General features: G+C 38.6%; 24 protein-coding genes and 1 pseudogene. 21 read left to right on the top strand and 4 right to left on the bottom strand.

What is annotated here, in order from left to right; genetic code table 11:
• Nucleotides 1-2: 2 nt before the first annotated feature.
• The 4 genes from BIV16_RS06380 to BIV16_RS06365 all read left to right on the top strand — a co-directional run bounded on the left by BIV16_RS06380 (nt 3) and on the right by BIV16_RS06365 (nt 2297).
• On the top strand, nt 3-344 hold the full coding sequence (locus BIV16_RS06380; RefSeq protein ID WP_075678624.1) for an arsenate reductase family protein: 342 nt from the start codon (nt 3-5) through the stop codon (nt 342-344).
• On the top strand, nt 344-754 hold the full coding sequence (locus tag BIV16_RS06375; protein WP_075678625.1) for a peptide deformylase: 411 nt from the start codon (nt 344-346) through the stop codon (nt 752-754). Before BIV16_RS06380 ends, BIV16_RS06375 begins: the two co-directional genes overlap by 1 nt.
• A gap of 13 nt (nt 755-767) precedes the next feature.
• Nucleotides 768-1304, top strand: coding sequence for an O-acetyl-ADP-ribose deacetylase (locus BIV16_RS06370; RefSeq protein WP_075678626.1), 537 nt, complete (start codon nt 768-770; stop codon nt 1302-1304).
• A gap of 93 nt (nt 1305-1397) precedes the next feature.
• Nucleotides 1398-2297, top strand: a complete 900-nt coding sequence (locus BIV16_RS06365) for an AbiH family protein (protein WP_075678627.1) — start codon at nt 1398-1400, stop codon at nt 2295-2297.
• A gap of 175 nt (nt 2298-2472) precedes the next feature.
• Here BIV16_RS06365 and BIV16_RS06360 read toward each other — a convergent pair whose 3' ends face one another.
• Nucleotides 2473-2679: a helix-turn-helix transcriptional regulator gene (locus BIV16_RS06360; RefSeq protein WP_075678628.1), complete on the bottom strand. Its 207-nt coding sequence runs from the start codon at nt 2677-2679 to the stop codon at nt 2473-2475.
• Nucleotides 2680-2774: 95 nt separating this feature from the next.
• Complete coding sequence (locus BIV16_RS06355; RefSeq protein ID WP_075678629.1) at nt 2775-3473, bottom strand: XRE family transcriptional regulator; 699 nt, start codon at nt 3471-3473, stop codon at nt 2775-2777.
• 194 nt (nt 3474-3667) lie between these two features.
• Here BIV16_RS06355 and dinB point away from each other — a divergent pair, with 194 nt between their 5' ends.
• The 17 genes and pseudogenes from dinB to glgA all read left to right on the top strand — a co-directional run bounded on the left by dinB (nt 3668) and on the right by glgA (nt 19259).
• On the top strand, nt 3668-4915 hold the full coding sequence (gene dinB / locus BIV16_RS06350; protein ID WP_075678630.1) for a DNA polymerase IV: 1248 nt from the start codon (nt 3668-3670) through the stop codon (nt 4913-4915).
• 11 nt (nt 4916-4926) lie between these two features.
• Complete coding sequence (locus BIV16_RS06345; protein ID WP_075678631.1) at nt 4927-5172, top strand: hypothetical protein; 246 nt, start codon at nt 4927-4929, stop codon at nt 5170-5172.
• Nucleotides 5173-5346: 174 nt separating this feature from the next.
• A complete protein-coding gene (locus tag BIV16_RS06340) occupies nt 5347-5559 on the top strand; it encodes a hypothetical protein (RefSeq protein WP_075678632.1) in 213 nt (70 codons plus the stop codon).
• 584 nt (nt 5560-6143) lie between these two features.
• Complete coding sequence (locus BIV16_RS06335) at nt 6144-6506, top strand: helix-turn-helix domain-containing protein (RefSeq protein WP_075678633.1); 363 nt, start codon at nt 6144-6146, stop codon at nt 6504-6506.
• A gap of 705 nt (nt 6507-7211) precedes the next feature.
• Nucleotides 7212-7640 (top strand): recombinase family protein, encoded by a 429-nt coding sequence (locus tag BIV16_RS06330; RefSeq protein ID WP_075678634.1) that lies wholly within the window; start codon nt 7212-7214, stop codon nt 7638-7640.
• A gap of 50 nt (nt 7641-7690) precedes the next feature.
• Nucleotides 7691-8026 (top strand): hypothetical protein, encoded by a 336-nt coding sequence (locus tag BIV16_RS06325; protein ID WP_075678635.1) that lies wholly within the window; start codon nt 7691-7693, stop codon nt 8024-8026.
• Nucleotides 8016-8186, top strand: coding sequence for a hypothetical protein (locus BIV16_RS06320; RefSeq protein ID WP_159435903.1), 171 nt, complete (start codon nt 8016-8018; stop codon nt 8184-8186). Before BIV16_RS06325 ends, BIV16_RS06320 begins: the two co-directional genes overlap by 11 nt.
• Entirely contained in the window at nt 8179-8535 is a 357-nt protein-coding gene (locus BIV16_RS06315) for a type II toxin-antitoxin system PemK/MazF family toxin (RefSeq protein ID WP_330546469.1), read from the top strand. The genes BIV16_RS06320 and BIV16_RS06315 overlap by 8 nt, the downstream gene beginning before the upstream one ends.
• A gap of 116 nt (nt 8536-8651) precedes the next feature.
• Nucleotides 8652-8885, top strand: a complete 234-nt coding sequence (locus BIV16_RS06310) for a DUF6870 family protein (protein ID WP_143524676.1) — start codon at nt 8652-8654, stop codon at nt 8883-8885.
• A 135-nt stretch (nt 8886-9020) separates the two neighbouring features.
• The gene (locus BIV16_RS06305) at nt 9021-10667 is read left to right on the top strand and encodes a recombinase family protein (RefSeq protein WP_075678639.1); all 1647 of its coding nucleotides are present in this window, start codon (nt 9021-9023) and stop codon (nt 10665-10667) included.
• Nucleotides 10667-12391: a recombinase family protein gene (locus tag BIV16_RS06300; protein ID WP_075678640.1), complete on the top strand. Its 1725-nt coding sequence runs from the start codon at nt 10667-10669 to the stop codon at nt 12389-12391. Before BIV16_RS06305 ends, BIV16_RS06300 begins: the two co-directional genes overlap by 1 nt.
• Nucleotides 12381-13940, top strand: a complete 1560-nt coding sequence (locus BIV16_RS06295; RefSeq protein WP_075678641.1) for a recombinase family protein — start codon at nt 12381-12383, stop codon at nt 13938-13940. The genes BIV16_RS06300 and BIV16_RS06295 overlap by 11 nt, the downstream gene beginning before the upstream one ends.
• 38 nt (nt 13941-13978) lie before the next feature.
• Nucleotides 13979-14092 (top strand): annotated as a pseudogene (locus tag BIV16_RS15720) (SpoIVB peptidase S55 domain-containing protein); the annotation flags it as partial.
• A gap of 89 nt (nt 14093-14181) precedes the next feature.
• Nucleotides 14182-15204 (top strand): hypothetical protein, encoded by a 1023-nt coding sequence (locus tag BIV16_RS06290; RefSeq protein ID WP_075678642.1) that lies wholly within the window; start codon nt 14182-14184, stop codon nt 15202-15204.
• Between the two features lie 61 nt (nt 15205-15265).
• Nucleotides 15266-16699, top strand: coding sequence for an MBOAT family O-acyltransferase (locus tag BIV16_RS06285; protein WP_075678643.1), 1434 nt, complete (start codon nt 15266-15268; stop codon nt 16697-16699).
• A 160-nt stretch (nt 16700-16859) separates the two neighbouring features.
• Nucleotides 16860-17660 (top strand): sporulation transcription factor Spo0A, encoded by an 801-nt coding sequence (spo0A, locus tag BIV16_RS06280; protein WP_075678644.1) that lies wholly within the window; start codon nt 16860-16862, stop codon nt 17658-17660.
• 138 nt (nt 17661-17798) lie between these two features.
• Complete coding sequence (gene glgA / locus BIV16_RS06275; protein ID WP_075678645.1) at nt 17799-19259, top strand: glycogen synthase GlgA; 1461 nt, start codon at nt 17799-17801, stop codon at nt 19257-19259.
• 177 nt (nt 19260-19436) lie between these two features.
• Here the strand turns inward: glgA and BIV16_RS06270 are convergent, their stop codons facing one another.
• Both BIV16_RS06270 and BIV16_RS06265 read right to left on the bottom strand, forming a co-directional pair.
• A complete protein-coding gene (locus BIV16_RS06270) occupies nt 19437-20339 on the bottom strand; it encodes a DUF5688 family protein (RefSeq protein WP_075678646.1) in 903 nt (300 codons plus the stop codon).
• A 129-nt stretch (nt 20340-20468) separates the two neighbouring features.
• Nucleotides 20469-21530 (bottom strand): ABC transporter substrate-binding protein, encoded by a 1062-nt coding sequence (locus tag BIV16_RS06265; RefSeq protein ID WP_075678647.1) that lies wholly within the window; start codon nt 21528-21530, stop codon nt 20469-20471.
• Nucleotides 21531-21533 lie beyond the last annotated feature (3 nt).

Genomic DNA, 21533 nt, shown 5'->3' with positions numbered 1-21533 from the left:
GAATGAACATACAGATATTTGGAACCAAGAAATGCAATGATACCAAGAAAGCGGAGCGGTTTTTCAAAGAACGAGGCATTAAGTACCAGTTCATTGATATGAAGGAAAAAGGTATGTCTAAGGGCGAATTTACTTCGGTGGCTCAGGTTAATGGTGGTATTGAAAATATGATTAACTGGGATGGCAAGGATAAAGATACACTTGTACTGATAAAGTATATCGCTGATGAAGACAAGCTGGAAAAGATACTGGAAAATCCACAGGTAATCAAAACCCCGGTAGTCAGAAATGGAAAGCAATCGACACTCGGGTATCAGCCTGATGTGTGGAAAGGATGGAACTAATGGTAAAGAAAATAACGCGTGATCCATTGTTTCTTGCACAGAAATCTGTGGATGCAACAGAGGAAGATAAACAAGTGGTAACAGATTTACTAGATACACTTAGAGCAAATTTGGAACGCTGCGTTGGTATGGCTGCCAATATGATAGGTGTGAGAAAGAATATTATTGTTGTGACAGCAGGACCATTTCAATTTGCAATGATAAATCCGGTGATTACAAAGAAATCCGGAGCATATCAGACAGAGGAAGGGTGTCTTTCTTTGGATGGGGTAAGACCCTGTACCAGATATCAGGAGATAGAAGTGGACTATCTGGATCAAAATTTTAAGAAACAACATGGAAAGTATTCCGGGTGGACTGCACAGATTATTCAGCATGAAATTGACCATTGCAACGGAATTGTAATATAAGGCAGGTGTTAGTATGTATCTAATCAAAACCGTAAGAGGAGATATAACAAAAATTCAAGATGTTCAGGGAATCGTAAATGCTGCTAATTCATCCTTGCTTGGTGGCGGTGGTGTGGATGGAGCCATTCATCGTGCTGCAGGTCCGGAACTATTATTTGAGTGTCGTTTGCTGGGTGGCTGCAAAACCGGACAAGTTAAAATAACAAAAGGTTATAATCTGCCATGTGATTATGTTATTCATACTGTTGGACCAGTATGGAATGGTGGAAAGAAAAACGAAGAAGAGCTACTTGCAAGCTGCTATTATAATTCTATGCAGGTGGCTATGGATAATGGGATAAGAACAATTGCGTTTCCATCTATTTCAACAGGTATATATCGCTTCCCGGTGGAACTGGCTGCCAAGATTGCAGTACATACAGTTGCAAGGTTCCTCGATGAAAATGAGGGAAAGTTTGATTTGGTGGAATGGGTACTGTTTGATAAAAATACGGAAAAGGTTTATGAAGCAGAAGTAGACAGATTATATAATGAATGTTCTTTGTTATAAGTATGATGGTAATGAAAGAACTGCTGACACAAATTAGTTGGACTAATTGCATTTTATTTATATCAAAATCAAAAACAATGGAGAAAAGGTATTATGAAAAACAAATTATTTGTTATAGGAAATGGATTTGATTTAGCTCATAATCTTCCAACTAGATTTGATCCAGACTTTAAGAATATTGCCATAAAACATGAACCGGATAATTTTTGGGATTTATATCAATCTTGTGAAAATGATATTTGGTCTGATTTTGAAAATTTGCTTGGATGTCCAGACTTTAACGCTCTTGAGGAAATCTTTTATGGGTATGAGCCAGATTATTTCTCAGATAGAGAAAGTGACCGTGATAGCATTATCTGTCAGGTGGAATTAAATGGAAATTTACAAGATGCCTTATATGAATTTGCGGATAATGCGGAAGATTCTTTGAGTAATATACAAGTTAATAATTTTATAGAACAAATTCTTGATTCAGATGGGTATTATATTACTTTCAATTACACGCATACGTTGGAGGATATTTATGATATTCCATGGGAACAGATTCTACATATTCATGGTGAAGTAGGAGAAAACAATCTAGAATTAGGATATCCAAAAGAAAATTTTAGACCTGAAAAATATAGTTATGATGCAAGGGGAAAAGGAAGAGGGCCTTATATTGAAATTGAAATAGAAGATTATATTAGCGGCATTGAAGATTATTATGTCAGAACAGCATACGCAGAGTTAATTGATAAGTGCAAATCATTTTACAAAGAAATCAGAATTGACTCATTAAAAGACTTTCTGGATAGAAATCAATGTAAAATTGAAGAGATTATTGTTTATGGACATTCCTGTGCAATTGATTTTGACTATTTTAGTTATATAAATACAAGATATTCAAATGCTTATTGGAAGTTTTATGTAAAAGGAGCAGAACAGGAAAGTAATGTGGGGCATCTTATAAAGGAATATGATATTAGAAATGCTGTTATCATTAAAGTATAGAAATACTTATTCTGTTAATGATATTTACAACTCCCAGTTTTGAAGCGTATTTTTATCATCCAACGGCGAATAATACAGAATATTGCTTCTGACAATGTAACTATTGTTTGGGGGATTCAATAAAGACGTAAAAACTGCCAGCCTCATTCATCTGGGGCTGGCAACCAGTGATAGATTATTTTTCTTCCTCCAGAACAAATAGCTCTTCAACAGCTACATCAAGATATTTGGAGAGGCGGAGAGCCAATTCCAGCGAAGCATTCCGTTCACCTCGTTCGATTCGTCCGATGGTGCGACCGCAGGAGCCGATAGCAATAGCTAAATCTTCCTGACAGATGTTTCTTTCGGTTCTGACTTGTCTCAGAGTATTAGATACAGCCATTATTATCCCTTCTTTCCTGTGAATTTGCCCGGTTCTCAAATGAGAAACCTGCCGATGATAAAATTCTATACTTTATAGTGTCCGAAAAACTGGACTTACCCCACAACCTTGCCAAATACTTTGAACGAGTTGTTATCTGTAACTGGAATAGGGTTGTATTTGCTATTCAGCGAGATAAGGAACAGCCCCTCTTTATCATCTTTTATTTTCTTACAGTAAGCATTTCCGTCAAGATAAAAGATACCGATTTCTCCATTCAGCAGAGTTTCCTGCTGTTTTACCCATACGATCTGACCATTGATAAATCTTGGCTCCATACTGTCACCGCTGATACGGATGCCAAAGTCTGCATCTGTGGGAACTTCTTCACCTACTTCTATTTCAGTGAAATCATCACTATCAAGGAAGCTACCTGTTCCGGCAGAAGCTGGGATATCAAAAAGCTTTATCACTCTGGTAAATGGAATAATCGTTGCCTTTTCCGGTGCATATTTACCGGAATCTACAAGTAAGGAGATATATTCCAATGCCTTTTCTTTTCCTTCTTCATTTAATTCGGATAGAGGGTTGTCCGGATTCACTCCATAATATTCCCCATATAAGTCTGTAATACCAAGAACCTTGCAAATTGCCATCAGCATGGAAGATGTAGGTTCGGAGAAGTTCTTTTCCCAGTTTGATACAGAAGTGTTGCTGATGCTGTGTCCGATATTTCCAAGCATATTGGAAAGTTCTTTCTGTGACAATTTATTCTTTTTTCTGTATTTCGCAATAATCTCACCTAATGAATGCATAAAAACGCCTCTTTTCTATATGGTTTCGGTATATACAGTATAACCGACCTGTATATTAAAATCAAGTAGAAATTCAAGCAAATGCAAAAACACAACCAACTTGTCACTTGAAATACAAAGAAATTGGAATTATAATTTGCCTTGTGAGTAAGGAATACATACTCAAAAATCTGACAGAAAAGGAGGTATGGATAGTGGGAGACAGAGTTGTGCTGCACAGTGACTGTAACTGCTTCTACGCAAGCGTGGAGCTGCTACATCATCCGGAACTTAGGGACAAACCTGTGGCTGTTGGCGGTGACCCGGAGAGTAGACATGGTATTATTCTTACAGCCGATTATACAGCCAAGAAATACGGTGTGAAGACAGGGATGGCTTTATGGCAGGCAAAGCAGCTTTGCCCAGACATTACATTTTTGCCTCCGAGAATGGATTTGTATTTAAGATTCTCCCATATGGCACAGGAGATATATGCAGAGTACACGGATTTGAGAGAACCTTTTGGTTGTGATGAAAGCTGGCTGGATGTGACAGCAAGTGCAACTTTGAAAGGAGACGGAGAACTGATTGCAAAGGAAATCAGCAACCGTATGAAGTCCGAGCTTGGCATAACAGTAAGTATTGGTGTGTCTTACAATAAGATATTTGCAAAGCTTGGTTCGGATTACAAAAAGCCGGATGCCATTACAACCATGTATCGGAATGAATTTAAGGAGAAGGTCTGGAAGCTTCCTGCATCAGATTTATTATATGTAGGAAAAAGCACTGCAAAAAAATTAAATTCCATTGGAGTGAAGACCATTGGGGAACTGGCAACGATGGATGAGAAGCTGTTGGTATCGTTGCTTGGAAAGATGGGAAGTGTCCTATGGGGCTTTGCTAATGGTTATGATAATTCTCCGGTCAGGAAAGAGAATACCCACGCAGCCATAAAGTCAGTAGGCAATAGTACCACCACACCGAGGGACTTAACCACAGACGAGGATGTGAAGATTATTATTTATGTCTTGTCTGAAAGTGTGGCTGCCAGACTTCGTGAGAATGGATTCCGATGCAGGACAGTTGAGATCAGTATCAGGGACAATGAACTGTATTCCTTTACCCGTCAGCGCAAGGTGAATAACGCCACCAACATTACAGAGGAAATAGCAAGAGAGGCTTACCGGTTATTCAAAGAAAACTATAACTGGCACAAGCCGATTCGCAGTGTTGGAGTAAGAGGTGCTGACCTTGTGACAGATTACTACTTTGAACAGCTTGATATGTTTATCGATGCTGCCATGAGAGAGAAGCAGATGAAGGTAGATGCGGCTGTTGATGACATTCGCAGAAGATTTGGATTTTATAGTGTGCAACGGGGACTGATGTATCAGGACCGGGACTTATCGGCAGTTAATGCGAAAGAGGACCATACCGTACATCCGGTTGCATACTTTGGTTAAGGAGGATATGAATGGACAATAAAGTTTATGTTGATGTTACTGCCGAGTTCTCCAAAGATGGGGACTTGGTTCCAAAATCTTTCCGCTGGGAAGATGGGCAGGTTTATGAGATAGAACGAGTAAAAGATGTGAGAAGAGCAGCCAGCTTAAAGGCAGGTGGAGTCGGTATGAGATACACCTGTGTGATAGGAGGTCAGGAAAAACATCTATTCTATGAAGATAACAATATGTGGTTTATGGAGAGAGCCGGAGCGTAACTGATAGTCATTGTGACAATCAGTTGCTTCCAAAGTGATCAGCAGTGTGGTATAGGCGGCTTAGACAGTGCCGCATCGGAACTCTATACCCGGAAGACTTGCAAAGGTGATTTCCCTTCCTTGGCGAGTACAAAGTTGTAACATTGATTTTGTATAGCAAAGGAGCGAACTGAGATGACAGAGAATAAAGTAATAGAAATACATTGTAAACAGTGCAAAAAGCATTTTTTTGATTATATGATAGAGTTTGAGGAAAATAGTGATAAAGAAATAGTAATGCATGGTATTTGTATGAAATGTGACCGATGTAAGCGAGTTATCACTTTAAAGAAATATACACAGGGCTATTTGATTAGTCATAGTAAGAAAGGAATTTTTAAAGTATAAATTGAATTATGGCTCACCTGATAAGGGCAGCATATTTCGTAAACAGCTACACAGGGTGTAGTGAAATATAGTTAAGCACCAGAGACGCAGGGAAAGTTAGGTAACAGTGATTACCTGATTTCCTTTGCGTCTCTTTTATTATTTGTTATGTAAGATGTTATTATAAATATTACATTGTAAGAAATATGTCGAAATCTGGTTGACAACAACTGGAAAATAATGTTAATATTTAAAATACAATTGAATATTGTGTCGTCTAAAATCAAATGAATGAATATTAAACTTAGAAAAATGTAGAAAAAAAGTTAAGAAAAAATATTTTGAATGTTTAAATTGTGAAGATAACATATGCCGGAAAATAATTTGAAAAACGATTGAGAAAAAAGATGATTAGGCAAAGATGATGAGATAAGATTTATAAACATATTTGATTAGATTATAATTTTAAGACTTACATAGCAAAATTTGAAAAACGATTGGAAAAGTAGAAATTTAGACTTGAAGAGAGATTTTTGTGTTTTGTTGTGGAGGTCTTTTTTATTTGCCTCCGCAGATAATTTGACAGAGAGGAGGTGAAGCAGAACATGGGAATTCAAGATGAAGTCTTTGATGCAGAAGTGATGGGCGAACAGTTGAAAAAACTGCGAAAGTCACTAAATCTGAGTCAGGAGAAATTTGCAGAACGAATGGGCATGAGTAAGGATACTATTTATAATTATGAAAAAGGCAAAACTGCCATTCCTCATGATTTAATAAAAAGACTTTGTCAAGAGTTCAATGTTTCTGCTGATTATTTCTATTTTGAAAAAGACAAACCTTTGGTTGAGGTTACAAATATAAATACAAAAGATGCATTTTCAAAAGAATTGGAAGAATGTACGGAATTTGAAAAGCAACAGCTTATGGAAATGCTTAAGATTTTACGAATGAAACCAGTTGCAGTATAAAAATCGTAAAATCTTACGAATTAATTTGGAATTTTCGGAAGAACGCTCCGTTTTTGGATGAGTTCTTTTTTTGTACAATTTATACATGGTCAACAACGACAGAACACAAAAAGTCTTGGCTATGTATTCCATAGCAGACAAGCTGTTAGCTTTGCTACAGAAAAGTGGGATGTGTTGCTGATTTGCAGATTGACAACTGAATAGGACACGCATATCCCGCGATTTTCTATTTCGCCTTTCTTAATGTAAGAGGGGTGGCAGAATCCCATTTCGTGCGACGATGTACCTGATATCCTGCTGATTATGAGAAACAGATGATATTCGCCTGTGAAGGTACGGAGCAGAGGGTTGTGCCTACCGGTTTAGCACCCGGAGATAATGAGTAGATGGTGCACCTGCCTTTTAGCAAAATGCATTGGCAGAGAGTGGCTACTTTCGCAAGTCCTTGATGGGCATGGATACTACGAAGTGAATGCAGCTAGCATAGGATATGTTACCCGGCTGGGGGAAGCGCCGAGAGGCAGGTCGAAAGACCAGGGAAGATTTCTTGTCTTCCCACACAAGTGGATTTATTGCAGAGTCTGTAATCATCAAAAAGAAATTAATAATGAAAACCGTACAGTAACATCTGGGTAAGTCCACTTATGTGAGAAGATAAGGCGCGCAAATCTAATCAAAAAATATAATTCAAAGGAGATTTTGATAATGAATAGACAGAATGTATTAATTTACTTAAATAGCACTGGAAATGAGGCTTTGGACTGCAAAGCATTGGCAATTATGGAAGAGTATTGCAACAGAAAAGGATATAAAATTGTAAATTCTCTTGGAGAATTTACAGATTTACAGGGAATGAGTCCATGTATCCATTATATGACTGTGGGAATGGCTGCGAAAAAGGAAATTGACTATGTAGTAACAATTTCAAGTTCTATGCTTGGAAACACAGATAATGCATTAGATATCCTTGCTGATTTAGAAGATTTAGGTACTTTTGTGGAATCTGTAGCAGACGATATGGATGACTTGTACGAGCTCCTTTATGACTCAAGTTGTGAGGAGACTGAAAAAGATGACGAATTAAGTGGGTTTTTGGCTTATATGAAGAATCTTTTTGAAGCAGGTAATCAGTAAATTGATATTGCCTGCCGGAGAAATCCGGTAGGCAGGAAGGACATAAGAATATGAAAAATAAATTCAAAGATGTAAGTTGCTTGGTTGTTGCAACAGGATACAATGCTGAAGCTGTTGCAAATAGAATTGAGAAAGTCGCATTTTCCTATGAAATGAAAGTGCAGGAAACACTTATCAATGATCCGATGATGGTGGAAAAAATAAAGCATTATATTGATACGGGAAAAGTATCGGCTATTCTTGTCAGAGATTTAGAAGAGATATTTACAAATGAAGATGCAATAAAAGAACTGTTACAGTTTGCCAAAGATCATGATGTGAGTATTAATGAAGAGAAAAAAGGGTATCAGGCAGCAATTATTTGGGATGATTCAGATGGTTGTTAGTGGCTATACAATAAAAGTTGTTTCTTTTGGAACATTATTAATCAATAACAGAACACAAAAAATCCAGAGTTTTCCGACGGAAGCCGAAGCTCTGGATTTTTTACTGGAATTGGAGGATGAATCAAATGAAAGTAAAGCGTGGAGATATCATAATGGCTAATCTGGAGTCGGTTAGCGTTGGAAGCATTCAGAAATACAGAAGACCATATTTGGTTATCTCAAATAATGTGGCTAACAAGTATTCTCCGGTAATTACAGCGGTGGCATTATCAAGTAAGACATCTAAGAAGAGATACCAGCCGACACACTGTTATATTCGCAAAGAGGATATAACAAAATATAAAGAGGACTTTGGATGTCGCAATAGTATAGCTCTTTGTGAGCAAATCGTTTCTATTGATATAACCCAAATTGAAGAAGTGGTTGCAAAGATTTCTGATAAAAACATCATGAAAAAAATCAATCAGTGTTTAAGAATCCAGGTTGGGATGGATAACAAATATAACTAGAATAATCAGCCGGCTATTAAAGTCGGCATTTACATAGCCTGTGGATTTCTACAGGCTTTTTCTTTCTCATATTTTTGGAGATTATGGGAAAACTAACCATGTATGGAGGTGCATATATGACTGGAAATGAAATGGATATTCGCACAGTCAAAAGAGAAGCTTTACCTCAACTCAGTTCCATTGCGATAGATGAATCCCAGTCACCGGATGACCGTGCAGCAAGTTTTTTTAGGCAGCTTGGTGGACGGTTATGTTATGCGGATGATGAGATGGTCATTAGCTTTGGATATGCTGATACAGATGTGAAGTTGACGAACAAGCTTGCAATGTATGCAAGTAGCTTAGGATAGGAAGATTTAGGTAAATTTGTTTTTAGGGTTGACTTTGCCGCAAATTGATTCAATAATAGAAGAGTCAATGAAGCGGTTTGGTCACCGCTAGGAATAGAACATCGAAACTTCCTTGTGCAGATAAGGAGGCATACGATGAACTATTTATCAAATGAATTTCAAAATAATCAAATCTATGAGGCAATAGCCTATTACAGACTTTCCAAAGAAGACAGGAACAAAAGTAATCTTTCGGTTTCAGACAGTATTGATAACCAGCGCAAGCTTGTAGAAGAATATGCGAAAACTGAAGGCATTACCATAGTTGATGAAGCAATAGACGATGGATATACCGGGACGAATTATGATCGCCCTGGTTTTAAGTATGTCTTGGAGTGCTTAAAAGCAGGCAAGGCAAATACTGTAATTGTGAAGGATTTAAGTCGTCTGGGGCGTGAATATATTGAGACTGGGCGTTACATTGAAATGATGTTCCCGGAGATGCAGGTCCGATTTATTGCAATCAATGACTCTGTAGATTCTAATCATAGGAATGCAAGTGATGACTTATTGATTCCTATGAAGAACCTTATGAATGAAAATTATTGTAGGGAACTCAGCAAGAAACTTCGCAGACAGTTTAAAATACAGCGGGAAAATGGCGAGTTTATCAATAATTTTGCACCATACGGATATAAAAGAGATCCGGAGGATAAGCATCATCTTATTATTGATGAGAACACTTCGGAAGTAGTTGTCGGTATTTTTGAGTTATGTCTGCATGGATACAGTCCGGAGAGAATTGCTAATTACTTAAACGAGCATGATATTATTTCTCCCTATGAATATAAAAAGGCTAATTCTAATTATAAATCTGGTTTTAAAGGTGCCGGTGAAGGTGTCTGGAACCATACCACGGTAAGAAGAATATTGAAAAATTCTGTTTATACCGGTGAACTATGTCAGGGAAAGACAACTACAGTTTCATATAAAGTAAAGAAAGTGAAAGAACTGGACCGGGAAGATTGGGCAATCGTAGATGAAGCACATGATGCAATCATCCCAAAATGTATTTTTGAGGTTGTCGGGAAAGTATTGTCCAGAGATATTAGAATGTCAGATTCAGAAAAAGAGGTTCAGGCTTTGGCAGGATTTATATTCTGTGGTGATTGTGGTAAGGCAATGTCCCGTAGAACTGTTAAGCGTGGAAATAAGGTATTTCATTATTACCTGTGTGGTACTTATAAGCGTGGAAAAGGTTGTACACTTCATAATATTAAGCAGGAACTATTGGAGAGTGCTGTGTTGAAAGCAATCCAGACACAAATGCAGGTTCTTGTTGATATGGATAATCTTTTATCGGAAATTGACAATCAGCAGATCGCAAATTCCAAAGTAAAAAAGATTGAAAAACAGATTATACAGAAAGAGCAGGAACTTGAAAAGTGTCAGAATTCTTCCATGCGTTTATATGATTCCTATGTGGAGGAACTTATAAGTCGTGAAGATTATAAAATGATGAAAGAAAAGTATGTGATACGCATTAAGGAGATAGAAAAAGCTATCAAAAATCTTGAGTCGGAAAAGATTGATATAGAGACAAATGCAAACGAGGCGACTTCATGGCTTGGTCGTTTCCTTAAATATAAGGAAATTGATGCATTATCCCATGAAGCAGTAGCAACTTTAATAGATAGAATTGATGTATATGAGGATAAACGAATTCATATTACATTCAATTTTAAGAATCAGTTAGAGGAATTATCAAATTATATTGATGAACTAAGGAAGGAGGCAATGTAATGGCTCGTAAAAGTAGAACAGAAATACAGGAAGAGAATGTGGTATCCGTTTACAAGCAGCATATGTATGAAGCTGGAGTGTATAGAAGACTTTCAGTGGAAGCGGATGGAGATGATGAAGAATTACATTCCATCGGAAATCAACAGAAGATAGCAGAAGATTATGTGATTCAGCAGCCGCATGTTCATATCAAGAAGATATACACTGATAATGGCGTATCTGGTATGACTTTTCAGAGAGATGGTTTTTTGGAAATGATGAATGACCTATATGCAGGAGTGATTAACTGTATCATTGTAAAAGATATCAGCAGACTTGGCAGACATTTTATCTTAACCAGTGAACTTGTAGAAAAAACATTGCCATCCATGAATGCCAGATTGATTTGCATACTTGACAATTACGACAGTATTGACCCATGCTCCGATTCAGAAGCATTGCTGATGCAGATTAAGATGGTTATGAATGATAACTACTGTAAAGATTTTTCAAAGAAAATTCGTTCCAGTATCAATGCAAAGATGGGAGCAGGAGAGTTTTTACCGTCTTCAGGCAGTATTCCTTACGGATACATTAGAAATCCAGAGGAAAATACCTTTGATATTGATACGGAAACTGCTCCGGTTGTGAAGAAAATTTTTGAACTGAGAAGTCAGGGGCTGTGCTTTAACGCCATTGCAAGTGAGCTAAACGAAGAAGGGTATCCGTCTCCTGGACGAATCAGATTTGAAAGAGGTCTTACAAAAAGTGAGAAGTTTGCAAACGCTGTCTGGTTGCGAGGAGCTGTTAGAAAAATCTGTTCAGATCCGGTATATACAGGATGCAGGATACATGGAAAGGTAAAGAGAGACCGTCTTGGAGAGAATAAGACCAGAAGAGAGCAGGACGAATGGCAAATCATTGAGAATGCACATCAGCCTATCGTGAGCAAAGAGTTGTTTGATTCTGTCCAAAAGGTCAATGAAGAGGCGTTGGAAACTAGGGAAAAATTTCAAAAGAGACCGGATGTTTCGGACGATAAGAGAGAAGTTTTGCAGGACAAAGTTGTATGTGGGGACTGCGGAAGCAAAATGAGTGCAAGAAAGGGATGTAGCCGTTCTAGAAAGACTGGTGAATACAGTTCTTATGTATTTTTTGACTGTAATCACTATCATAAAACCGGTAAAAAAGAGTGTAAGTGCCATTATATACGCCAAGATGCTATAATGGGCAGTTTGCAGAGGTGTTTGAATACTCACTTGAAAATAGCTTTAGACTATGAAGAGTTTTTAGAACAGGTACGAAAAATGCCCAAAGTTGTTGCGTATCAAGCCTCAGCTGAGGAATCTGTTGCCAGTATCAGAGCAAAGATTACAAATGTTGAGGGGAAAAAGGAAAAACTTATCGAAGATATGATATCGGGGCTACTTGACAGAAGTGAATATGATTTTATGAATAGCCGGCTGGAATTGCAGCTGACACAGCTCCAACATGATTATTATGCAGCAAAGCAGTCTTCCGAAGAATTAGAACAATTGAATGCCACTACAAAGTCATGGATAAATGCTTTGAAGGAATATAAGTCGATTAAGAATATTGACAGAGGGCTTGTAGAAGCATTAGTGGATAAGATTGTAGTATATGATAGTACGCATATCCAGATAAAAATGGCATTTGCGAATCCATTTACGGCAATCAATGGCTATGTAGATAAAATTGAGGAGGCGATGAAGGATGCTGGTTGATAAAATAGATGCTTCATACCTCAGATTATCATTGGAAGATGAAGAAGTGACGAAAGGGGAGCAGGAAGAAAGCAACAGTATTATTTCTCAGCGAATGTGTATTGAGGAATATGTTCGTTCCCATTCTAATGTGCCAAAAGAATTAACGGAATTTGTTGATGATGGCTATTCAGGAACAAGTATGGACAGACCAGCAATGCAGAGACTCCTTCAGCTTGTAACAATGGGGCGGATTAGAACAATCATTGTTCGTGACTTGTCCCGATTTGCAAGAAATTATCTGGAAGCAGGGCATTATCTGGAGTTTATATTTCCGTCTTACGATGTGAGGATAATCTCCATTAATGACAATTTTGATAGCGCTAACTATGCAGAAGGAGATTCTAAAGGATTTGAAATCGCAGTGAGAAACCTCCTAAATGAGTGGTATTCTAAGGATATTTCAAGGAAAATCAAGTCTGCGGTGGATTTGAAGAAGATGCGTGGAGAATATGTATATGGAACGGCTCCATTTGGATACAAGAAAGGTGAGAAGAAAAATACAATAGTTGTCGATCCGGTGGCAGCGGAAGTAGTTCATAGAATATTTTCCCTGGCTGTTTCTGGTAGGACTATTTCAGAAATTGCAAAGTTGTTTAATGATGAGAAAGTGACAACACCGTCCGTATATCTTGCAGATGTGAGAGGTAAGTATAAAACTTATGAATATTGGACATTTGAGTCTGTCAAGAACATCTTGATTAACCGTATTTATACGGGAGATACAGTTCCGTTTAAGTCTCATGTGGTTAAAGTAGGTAGTAATCGGGTAAAGATGATACCGGAAGAAGAACAGATTGTAATTCCTGATACCCACGAAGCAATCATTTCCAGAGAGATGTTTTATCAGGCACGTTTGGTTATTAAGTCTAACAAGAAAACTAAATCAGGAAAAACAAAGAATCCTCTTTCCGGATATTTGGTTTGCGGCTGTTGTGGTCACAAATTGACTAAGGGCAGAACAACTAACAAAAACTGGTTATGTGCGACTGCCAGATACACGGATGATACAGAATGTGGTTGCATTCGTCTAAATGAAGCCGCTATGAAAGAAAAACTCTTATCTGCAATTAGGTTGCAATGCAAAGTTGCAGATGCTTCGCTGGAAAGTGCAAGAAGTCAGCAGAATAAAGAAGTTGCTATATTGGATACTCTGAAATGGGATTTGCGTAAGCAGGAGAGAACCCTGGACGAGGGGAAAGATGAGCTTATGTCCATTATGGATGCTTATTATGATGGTAAAATTACGAAAGAGATTTTTATGGAGCAGAAACTTCTTATAAAAAATAAGGAAGAAGAACTGAACAAAAAGATAAATGAGACAAAAGCACAGATGGCAGCAGTTAAGAAAAAGATTTCAGATCAGCTGGCAAGCGAGAGTGATGCCGGAAGGATAGTCAAGCATCAGGATGTTACGGAGCTGGATGAAGGTATTATGAATGAACTTGTAAACCGGATTGTTGTATATCCGAATAATGCAGTTCATATTGAATGGAATTTTGTTTTATAAATTTTTCATTTTTTTGTTGTTCCCTACTTGACACGAGCGTGAGTGGTTCACCAATCATTCAAAATGGGAAAATCATTGGTGCGGTAACACATGTCTTTGTGAATGATCCGACGAAGGGATATGGGATTTTTATTGAGAATATGTTAGAATGATACTCCAAAGCCAGAACATAGACTTTATATTTTTTTCAGATTATGCTATGATGGTAAGCGGATGAAACACAAGGAAAGAGAGAAAGAAAATGAGAAAGACATTATGGTCAAAACTTTGCCATAATTGGTTGATAAAGTGTATTGGAGCAGGGGTAGTGGCATTGGGTGTGCTATCCCTGTTTTCTATGTTCTACTATAATCCGCCGATTCATGTTTCCTGTGGAAACGGAGCAACGGATTACACGAGAGAGAGCAATAAATTCTGGTCGAGAGGGACAGAAGGGTTCGCCCATGGAACGACAGATGTAAATGGATACAACAATGTAGACGGAACAACGCAGGATAATGTGGGCATTCTTTTGATGGGGTCTTCCCAGACGGAAGGTCTTTATGTGGATGTGAAAAAAAATATGGGATATGTGCTAAATGACCTTTTGCAGGAAAACGGATATGATATGCCGGTATATAATATCGGGATGTCCTCGCACGGTTTTTTGCGGACGGTGACAAATCTAGAGGCTGCGTTAGATACATATCATCCAAGTGATTACGTGGTATTAGAAACAGATTTGGTTGATTTTACGTCAGAAGAGTTAGATGCGGCATTAAATGACAGTTTAGAGCCGCTTGCAACGTACAACGATGGTTTCTTATATCAGATGCAGCGGATTCCGTATGTGAAGCTTGTATATCAACAGTATCAGAACTATAAAGGGAATCAGGTTGATTCACAGGCATTTGTAGAATCTGCATTGGATGATGGTGTTTATGATGTACAAAGGGTGTCGGAACTTTTAGAACAGATTGAAACAGAAGCATCGGAACATGATGTAACGCCAATTATCTATTATTTTCCTCATTTTTATCTTGAGGAGGATGGCACACTAAAAACTTCGAATGTGGATGGAAAAATTTCAACATTTGCGTCGCTTTGTGAAGAACATCATATTATCTTTTTGAATATGACAGATGATTTTTTGACAGAGTATGAACAGAATCATCATATTGTCAGCGGATTTTCTAACACAAAAGAGTGTTATGGACATTTGAACCAATACGGACATCGCCTGATTGCGCAGGCACTCTATGATGCAGTGACACAAAAAGAATAAGCAGTGTGGAAGGAAAAGTTTCACATGTGTTTGCAGATTAAAGAAAGGCATTGATAGTTGTATGACATTTGCTAGTTTTTCGTTTTTACTTTTTTTCCTTATCGTATTAGGATTTTTAGGACTTTTAGATTTGCTGACAAGAAAAAGGGAGAAGTTATATCAGATAATTTCGCAGTATTTTTTACTTCTTGCCAGCTACTTTTTCTATGGATGGTGGGATAAGAGATTTTGTCTTTTGCTGTTATTTGTGACGGTATCGGCTTACGTCTGTGCCCTTGCAATGGAAAAGTGGAAACGGTTCCAACGTTTGTTTTTGGGATGTGGAATCGTGATTCCGTTACTTGTTCTGGCATATTTTAAATATTATAACTTTTTTGTATCGTCGTTTTGTGAGGCGTTTGGAATTGAGAACGCCTATGCGCTTACCATTATTTTACCGGTTGGAATTTCTTTTTATACGTTTCAGGCAATCAGCTACATGATAGACGTCTCAAGAAAAGAGATTCCGGTCATGAAGAATTTTGTGAAGTTTGCACTTTATATCGCATTCTTCCCACAGCTTGTGGCAGGACCGATTGTAAAAGCAAAAGAATTTCTGCCGCAGTTAGAGCAGACCAGAAAAATAACACTGCGCCGTTTAAATGACGGTGTTCAGATTTTCTTATTTGGATTGTTTAAAAAGGTTGTGCTTGCAGATAACCTGTCCGTTTTTGTGGATGATGTTTTTCGTGTGCCAACAGCGTATAGCACTGTATCCGTCTGGCTTGCGGTGATATCCTATTCGATTCAGATTTACTGTGACTTTTCGGGATATTCGGATATGGCAGTCGGATGTGCGAAGTGCATTGGATATGACCTGCCACGTAACTTTAATGTTCCATATCTTTCAAAGAATGTGAGTGAATTTTGGAAAAGATGGCACATTAGTTTATCCAGCTGGCTGCAGCAGTACCTGTATATTCCACTTGGTGGAAACCGGAAAGGAACATTCCGTACCTATCTGAACCTGTTACTGACGATGGTATTAGGCGGACTCTGGCATGGTGCAAGCTGGACATTTGTGGCATGGGGAACGCTTCACGGCCTGGCACTTTGCGTACATAAATGCTTCAAAAAAATGGTTCCGGGGAAACAAAAATCGATTCCGGTTACCGTTCTTTCCATAGCAGGAACCTATCTTTTTGTAGCAATCTGTTGGATTTTCTTCCGCGCAGAAAGCTTTACAAAGGCGATGCTGGTGTTACAGCAGATGATTCCGGGGCATGTGGGAATTACCAAATACTTCTCCTTTAGCATTTTTGCAATTATCGTTGTTGTGTTAGCGAGTGCTATCGCAATTTTTTCAAGTAAAAGAAAAAAAATACGTCTTGACGGTTTTTACCCAATTTTAGACCTTTCCAAATTCTGGTCACTGGTTATTATCTGGATTGTGGCAGGTCTGATTATTGGATTAGGATATGTGGAGGGCAGTCCATTTATCTATTTTGCATTTTAGAAGTTGGGTGATAAATTTGTTAACGACTTCCTTCGACATTTGTTTTTGAAAAGATTTTGTATCATCAAAGTACGAATAAAGTCGTTTTGCGATTTTAGGAGTTTTGGCAGATTTTACAGAAGAAAATCGGTCAAGGAAGAAAGAAGGCAGGAGGGTAAGAATGGAGAAACTGAATGTTGCAATTGCGGACGATAATGAGAGAATGCTTCGTTTATTAGGAGATATTATCGAAAGCGATGAGGAATTGAACGTAGTAGGTACTGCAAAAGATGGAGAAGAAGCGTACAATGTGATAAAAACAAAAGAACCGGATGTGGTCTTGTTAGATATTGTCATGCCGAAATTAGACGGACTCGGCGTGCTTGACAAGGTAAATCGCGATAAAACATTAAAAAAACACCCGACATTTATTATGATTAGTGCGATTGGACAGGAGAAAATCACAGAGGATGCGTTCCATCTTGGCGCGGATTATTATATTATGAAACCCTTTGACAATGATATGGTGATTGACCGCATTAAATATGTCAAAAACCATGTGAATGTAAAAAATATGGAGAACCGTAAGGTAAACGCATACGAAAAGGCACTGGAGGCAGAGGAACATAATCTGGAGGCGGATGTCACAGAGATTATACATGAGATTGGAGTGCCGGCACATATCAAAGGATACCAGTATTTAAGAGATGCGATTATCATGTCGGTAAATGACATGGAAATGTTAAATTCCATCACCAAGATTTTATATCCGACTATCGCAAAAAAATACCAGACAACGCCAAGCCGTGTGGAGCGTGCAATCCGCCATGCAATTGAGGTGGCATGGAGCAGAGGCAAGATGGATACCATTGATGAGATGTTCGGTTATACCATCCACAATGGAAAAGGAAAGCCGACGAACTCTGAGTTTATTGCACTGATTACGGACCGGATCAGACTGGAATATAAAATGTATGATTAAAAAGAAAAGAATCTTTACTTTACAAAGTAAAGGTTCTTTTCATATATTCCAAAGTGTATTATAATGATATTAGTAGTTAGATGCAGAAAAGAAGATTTGAAAGAATGGGGACTTTGAAATCTTAGGAGGGTTTACGTAATGAGAAGAGTATTGTTTGCGGCATCAGAGGCAATTCCTTATATGAAGACAGGAGGCCTTGCTGATGTAACCGGTTCTTTACCGGGATATTTTGACAAAGAGGAATTCGATGTTCGTGTGATTATGCCAAAATACGTCTGCATGAACGAAGAATTTCGAAAACAGATGCGTTTTCTCTGCCATTTCTATGTGAATCTTGGTTGGAGAAAGCAGTATGCAGGAATATTTGAAGCAAAATATAAAGGAATCACGTATTATTTTGTGGACAACGAATACTACTTTGCAGGAGAGCAGCCATACAACCACATTCATGAGGACGTGGAGAAGTTTGCTTATTTTTCCAAGGCGGTATTAGAAGCATTGCCATATCTGGATTTTTGTCCGGATATTATTCACTGTCATGACTGGCAGACCGGACTGATTCCAGTCTTTTTGCACACGATTTATGGTGACCAGAACTATTATGCAGGAATGAAGACGGTTTATACCATTCATAATATGAAGTTCCAAGGAAGATGGAATTTGCAGGCAATTATGGACGTGACAGGGCTTCCGGAACAGATTTTTGTGCCGGACAAGTTAGAATCCTACGGGGAAGCCAATTACTTAAAGGGTGGTATTGTCTATTCCGATTATGTGACCACGGTCAGTAAGACATACGCGTATGAGATTACAACCCAACAGGGCGGAGAAGGACTAGATGGTTTGATGAATGCCAGAAAGGACGATCTGTTTGGCATTACGAACGGAATCGATTATGAGGTTTATAATCCGAAAAAGGACGTTTATCTGTTACAGCATTTTGACGAACAGAATGTGGTAGAAGGAAAGGCTGCCAATAAAGAGCAGCTGCAAAAAGAGCTTGGCCTGCCACTTAAAAAGAAGACACCATTACTTGGGATCGTTTCCCGGATGACAAACCAGAAGGGATTTGATTTAGTTGCGTATGTGATGGACCAGCTGATGTCGATTGAGGACATTCAGATGGTGGTACTCGGGACCGGGGAGGAACAGTATGAGAATATGTTCCGTTATTTTGAAGAAAAATATCCGGATAAGATAAAGGCAAACATCGGGTATTCGGAGGAGATGGCGCATAAGATTTATGCATCCGCAGATTTGTTTTTAATGCCATCGTTATTTGAGCCATGTGGCTTAAGCCAGATGATGAGCATGCGCTATGGGACGCTTCCTATCGTGCGTGAGACGGGCGGATTAAAGGATACGGTGACAGCCTACAATGAATATGAGCAGACCGGAAATGGTTTCTCCTTTGCAAATTACAATGCACATGAGATGTTAGATACCATCTTATATGCACTTGAGGTTTACAGACACCACAAAAAGGAATGGGTTGGATTAGTAAAACGTGCGATGAGAGAAGACAATTCCTGGGAGGCATCCGCAAGAAAATACGAAGCGCTTTATCGTGAGTTGGTAGACGATAATGTGAAAGATTGAGTTTTTATGTAATAGGAAAATTCATTCCTATTACATAAAAACGCTTTGCAAGAATCGTACTGCGGCGGAGTAGAACAATGTCGCAAATGCGACCCGCCGCAGGCGGAGAATCCTGCAAGCAGGATTCTTATTTATGCAAAAATAGGTAAATATGTGAGAGTGATAAAGTTTTTTTCGTTAGGAAATACTTAAGAGTTTTGTTTTTCTGGAAAAGAAATAGACATGGTCGGATAGAATTTCATCGGCACAGAGCTGGGTGGAGTTGACCTCCTGTACCATTGCATTTAGCTCATCGGCTGAGAAATGGGAAAATGCCGGAATTAAGAGCACTTCATGGATGCTGCTGGGCAGAATAAAAAGGTCTGCGTCAAGCTTTGTGGCAAACTGATACAGAAGGTTTTCATAGAGCAGGCAGGTAGAGCCGTGGAGTTTGTGGGTGTTGGTAAGAACATACATAGGGTAGGGACAATCTGTATTCAAGGAGAGAGCGTCCATATCATCAGGAGCACCTAACAGTTCTTTTACAACATCCGTCATGTTGCGTAAATCGTAAGGCAAAAGGCGTGGTGTGTTCTGAATTGCCAGGTCGTACAGGTCATCTCTTGTAACGCTCCAATAGGAAAGATGGTGTGTATAGATTAGAATTGTAGCACTTCCATTCTCCGTTGAATCAATCAGACAGTGAAAGACGATAGCGAGATCTAAGTATCGGAAATGAGGCACCTTTTCTAGCAGGGTCTTATTTTTTTCGAAATTGATTAGCTTAAAAACGATGCGGTGCTTTATTTTGTTATAGTCTGTAAAAAAGGAGATGTCGATGCTTCTTTTGGGCTGGTTCTTCCGGTAGACTGATAAAATATCATCACAGATATCGTCTAACGATACGCCGTTTTGATAATTGGAAAAGTAATCGTTTAAGTAGATGGTCGGGGAAATGTTGAGGTTTTCCTGGGTAATGGTAAGACCGTCAAAGTGGGTGTTATTGTTTTTGGTGATTTCCTGAATGGAAAGAGTGGTGTGTTCACCAAGACGCAGTTCTAGTGTCTGCTTGATTGTCTGTTTAAATTCGTCGTAATTCATATTGCCTCCATAGGAATGGAACAATAGAAACTGGCTTGTTGGGAAAATCGGGATATCCGTAAGAAAAAACCACACAGTAAGAATCTGTGTGGTTTAAATGTAGCATGAAAAATCAAAAATAGCAAGAGGTTATTCTGATTTTAATTTTTTCCAAAGGTAACTATAACGGGAGGTTGTCTCATCATCAAACTGTTCGTAGACGACACAGTTTGAAAGTATTTCGCTCGGCGGAAAAATCGTGGTGTCGGATAGGGTTTCCTCGTCCAGATTTTCAACGACAGCTGTATTTGGAGTTGCATAATAAACATAGTCAAAGTTTAACATTCCGATGTCCTCCCGGCAAAGGAAGTCTAGGAATTTTTCTGCATTTTCCTGATTGGTGCAGCTTTTTGGAATAAACCAGGAGTCAATCCAAAGATTAGAACCTTCCTTTGGTACGCTGTAAGCAAGGTCCTCATTTAACTCCATAGCGTACGCAGCTTCACCGGAATAAACGAGCGCCATGGCGGCGTTTCCGGCAGCCATTTCGTCACCGGTTTCATCGACATAATAAGCGTAGACGAGAGGCTTTTGTTTGATGAGAAGGTCAAGCGCATTTTCCAGTTCCTGCTCGTTTGTGGTATTGATAGAATAGTCAAGGAGCCGCAGCGCAGGAACAAAGGAGTCACGGACTGAATTTTGCATAATGATGCGGTCTTTGTAAGTATCATCCCACAGTACATTCCAGGTGTCGACTTCATCCTCATTTACCATGGTTGTGTTGTAGAGGATTCCAAGTGTTCCATAAAAGTAAGGCATCGAATAGGAGTTGTCCGGGTCAAAGGTTTTGGATGCTTCAATGATTTCCGGGTCCAGGTTGTCATAGTATGTGAAGCGATTAAAGTTTATTTTGTTGACTTCCCCTTCGTTAATTAGTTTTTCAACCATATAATCGGAAGTACAGATGACATCGTAAGCAATCGAGCCGGCTTTGTATTTGGTATACATTTCCTCCGGACTTTCATATTCTTCCAATTTTACCTTGATTCCGGTTTCTTCCCGGAATTTGTCAAGTACAGCTTCATCGATGTATTTTCCATAATTTAAAACTACAAGTGTATTTGAATCTTGTCCCTTTGAGGCATTGCCGCAGGAAGAAAGAAAAGTGGCTGCAAGCACACAAGGGAGTAAAAACAGAATTCTTTTTTTCATTCG

Origin of the sequence: Roseburia sp. 831b (genome assembly GCF_001940165.2) — a bacterium.
Lineage (GTDB): Bacteria > Bacillota > Clostridia > Lachnospirales > Lachnospiraceae > Roseburia.
The sequence above is the reverse complement of the archived record's forward strand: the minus strand, read 5'-3'. Positions and strand labels throughout refer to the sequence as shown.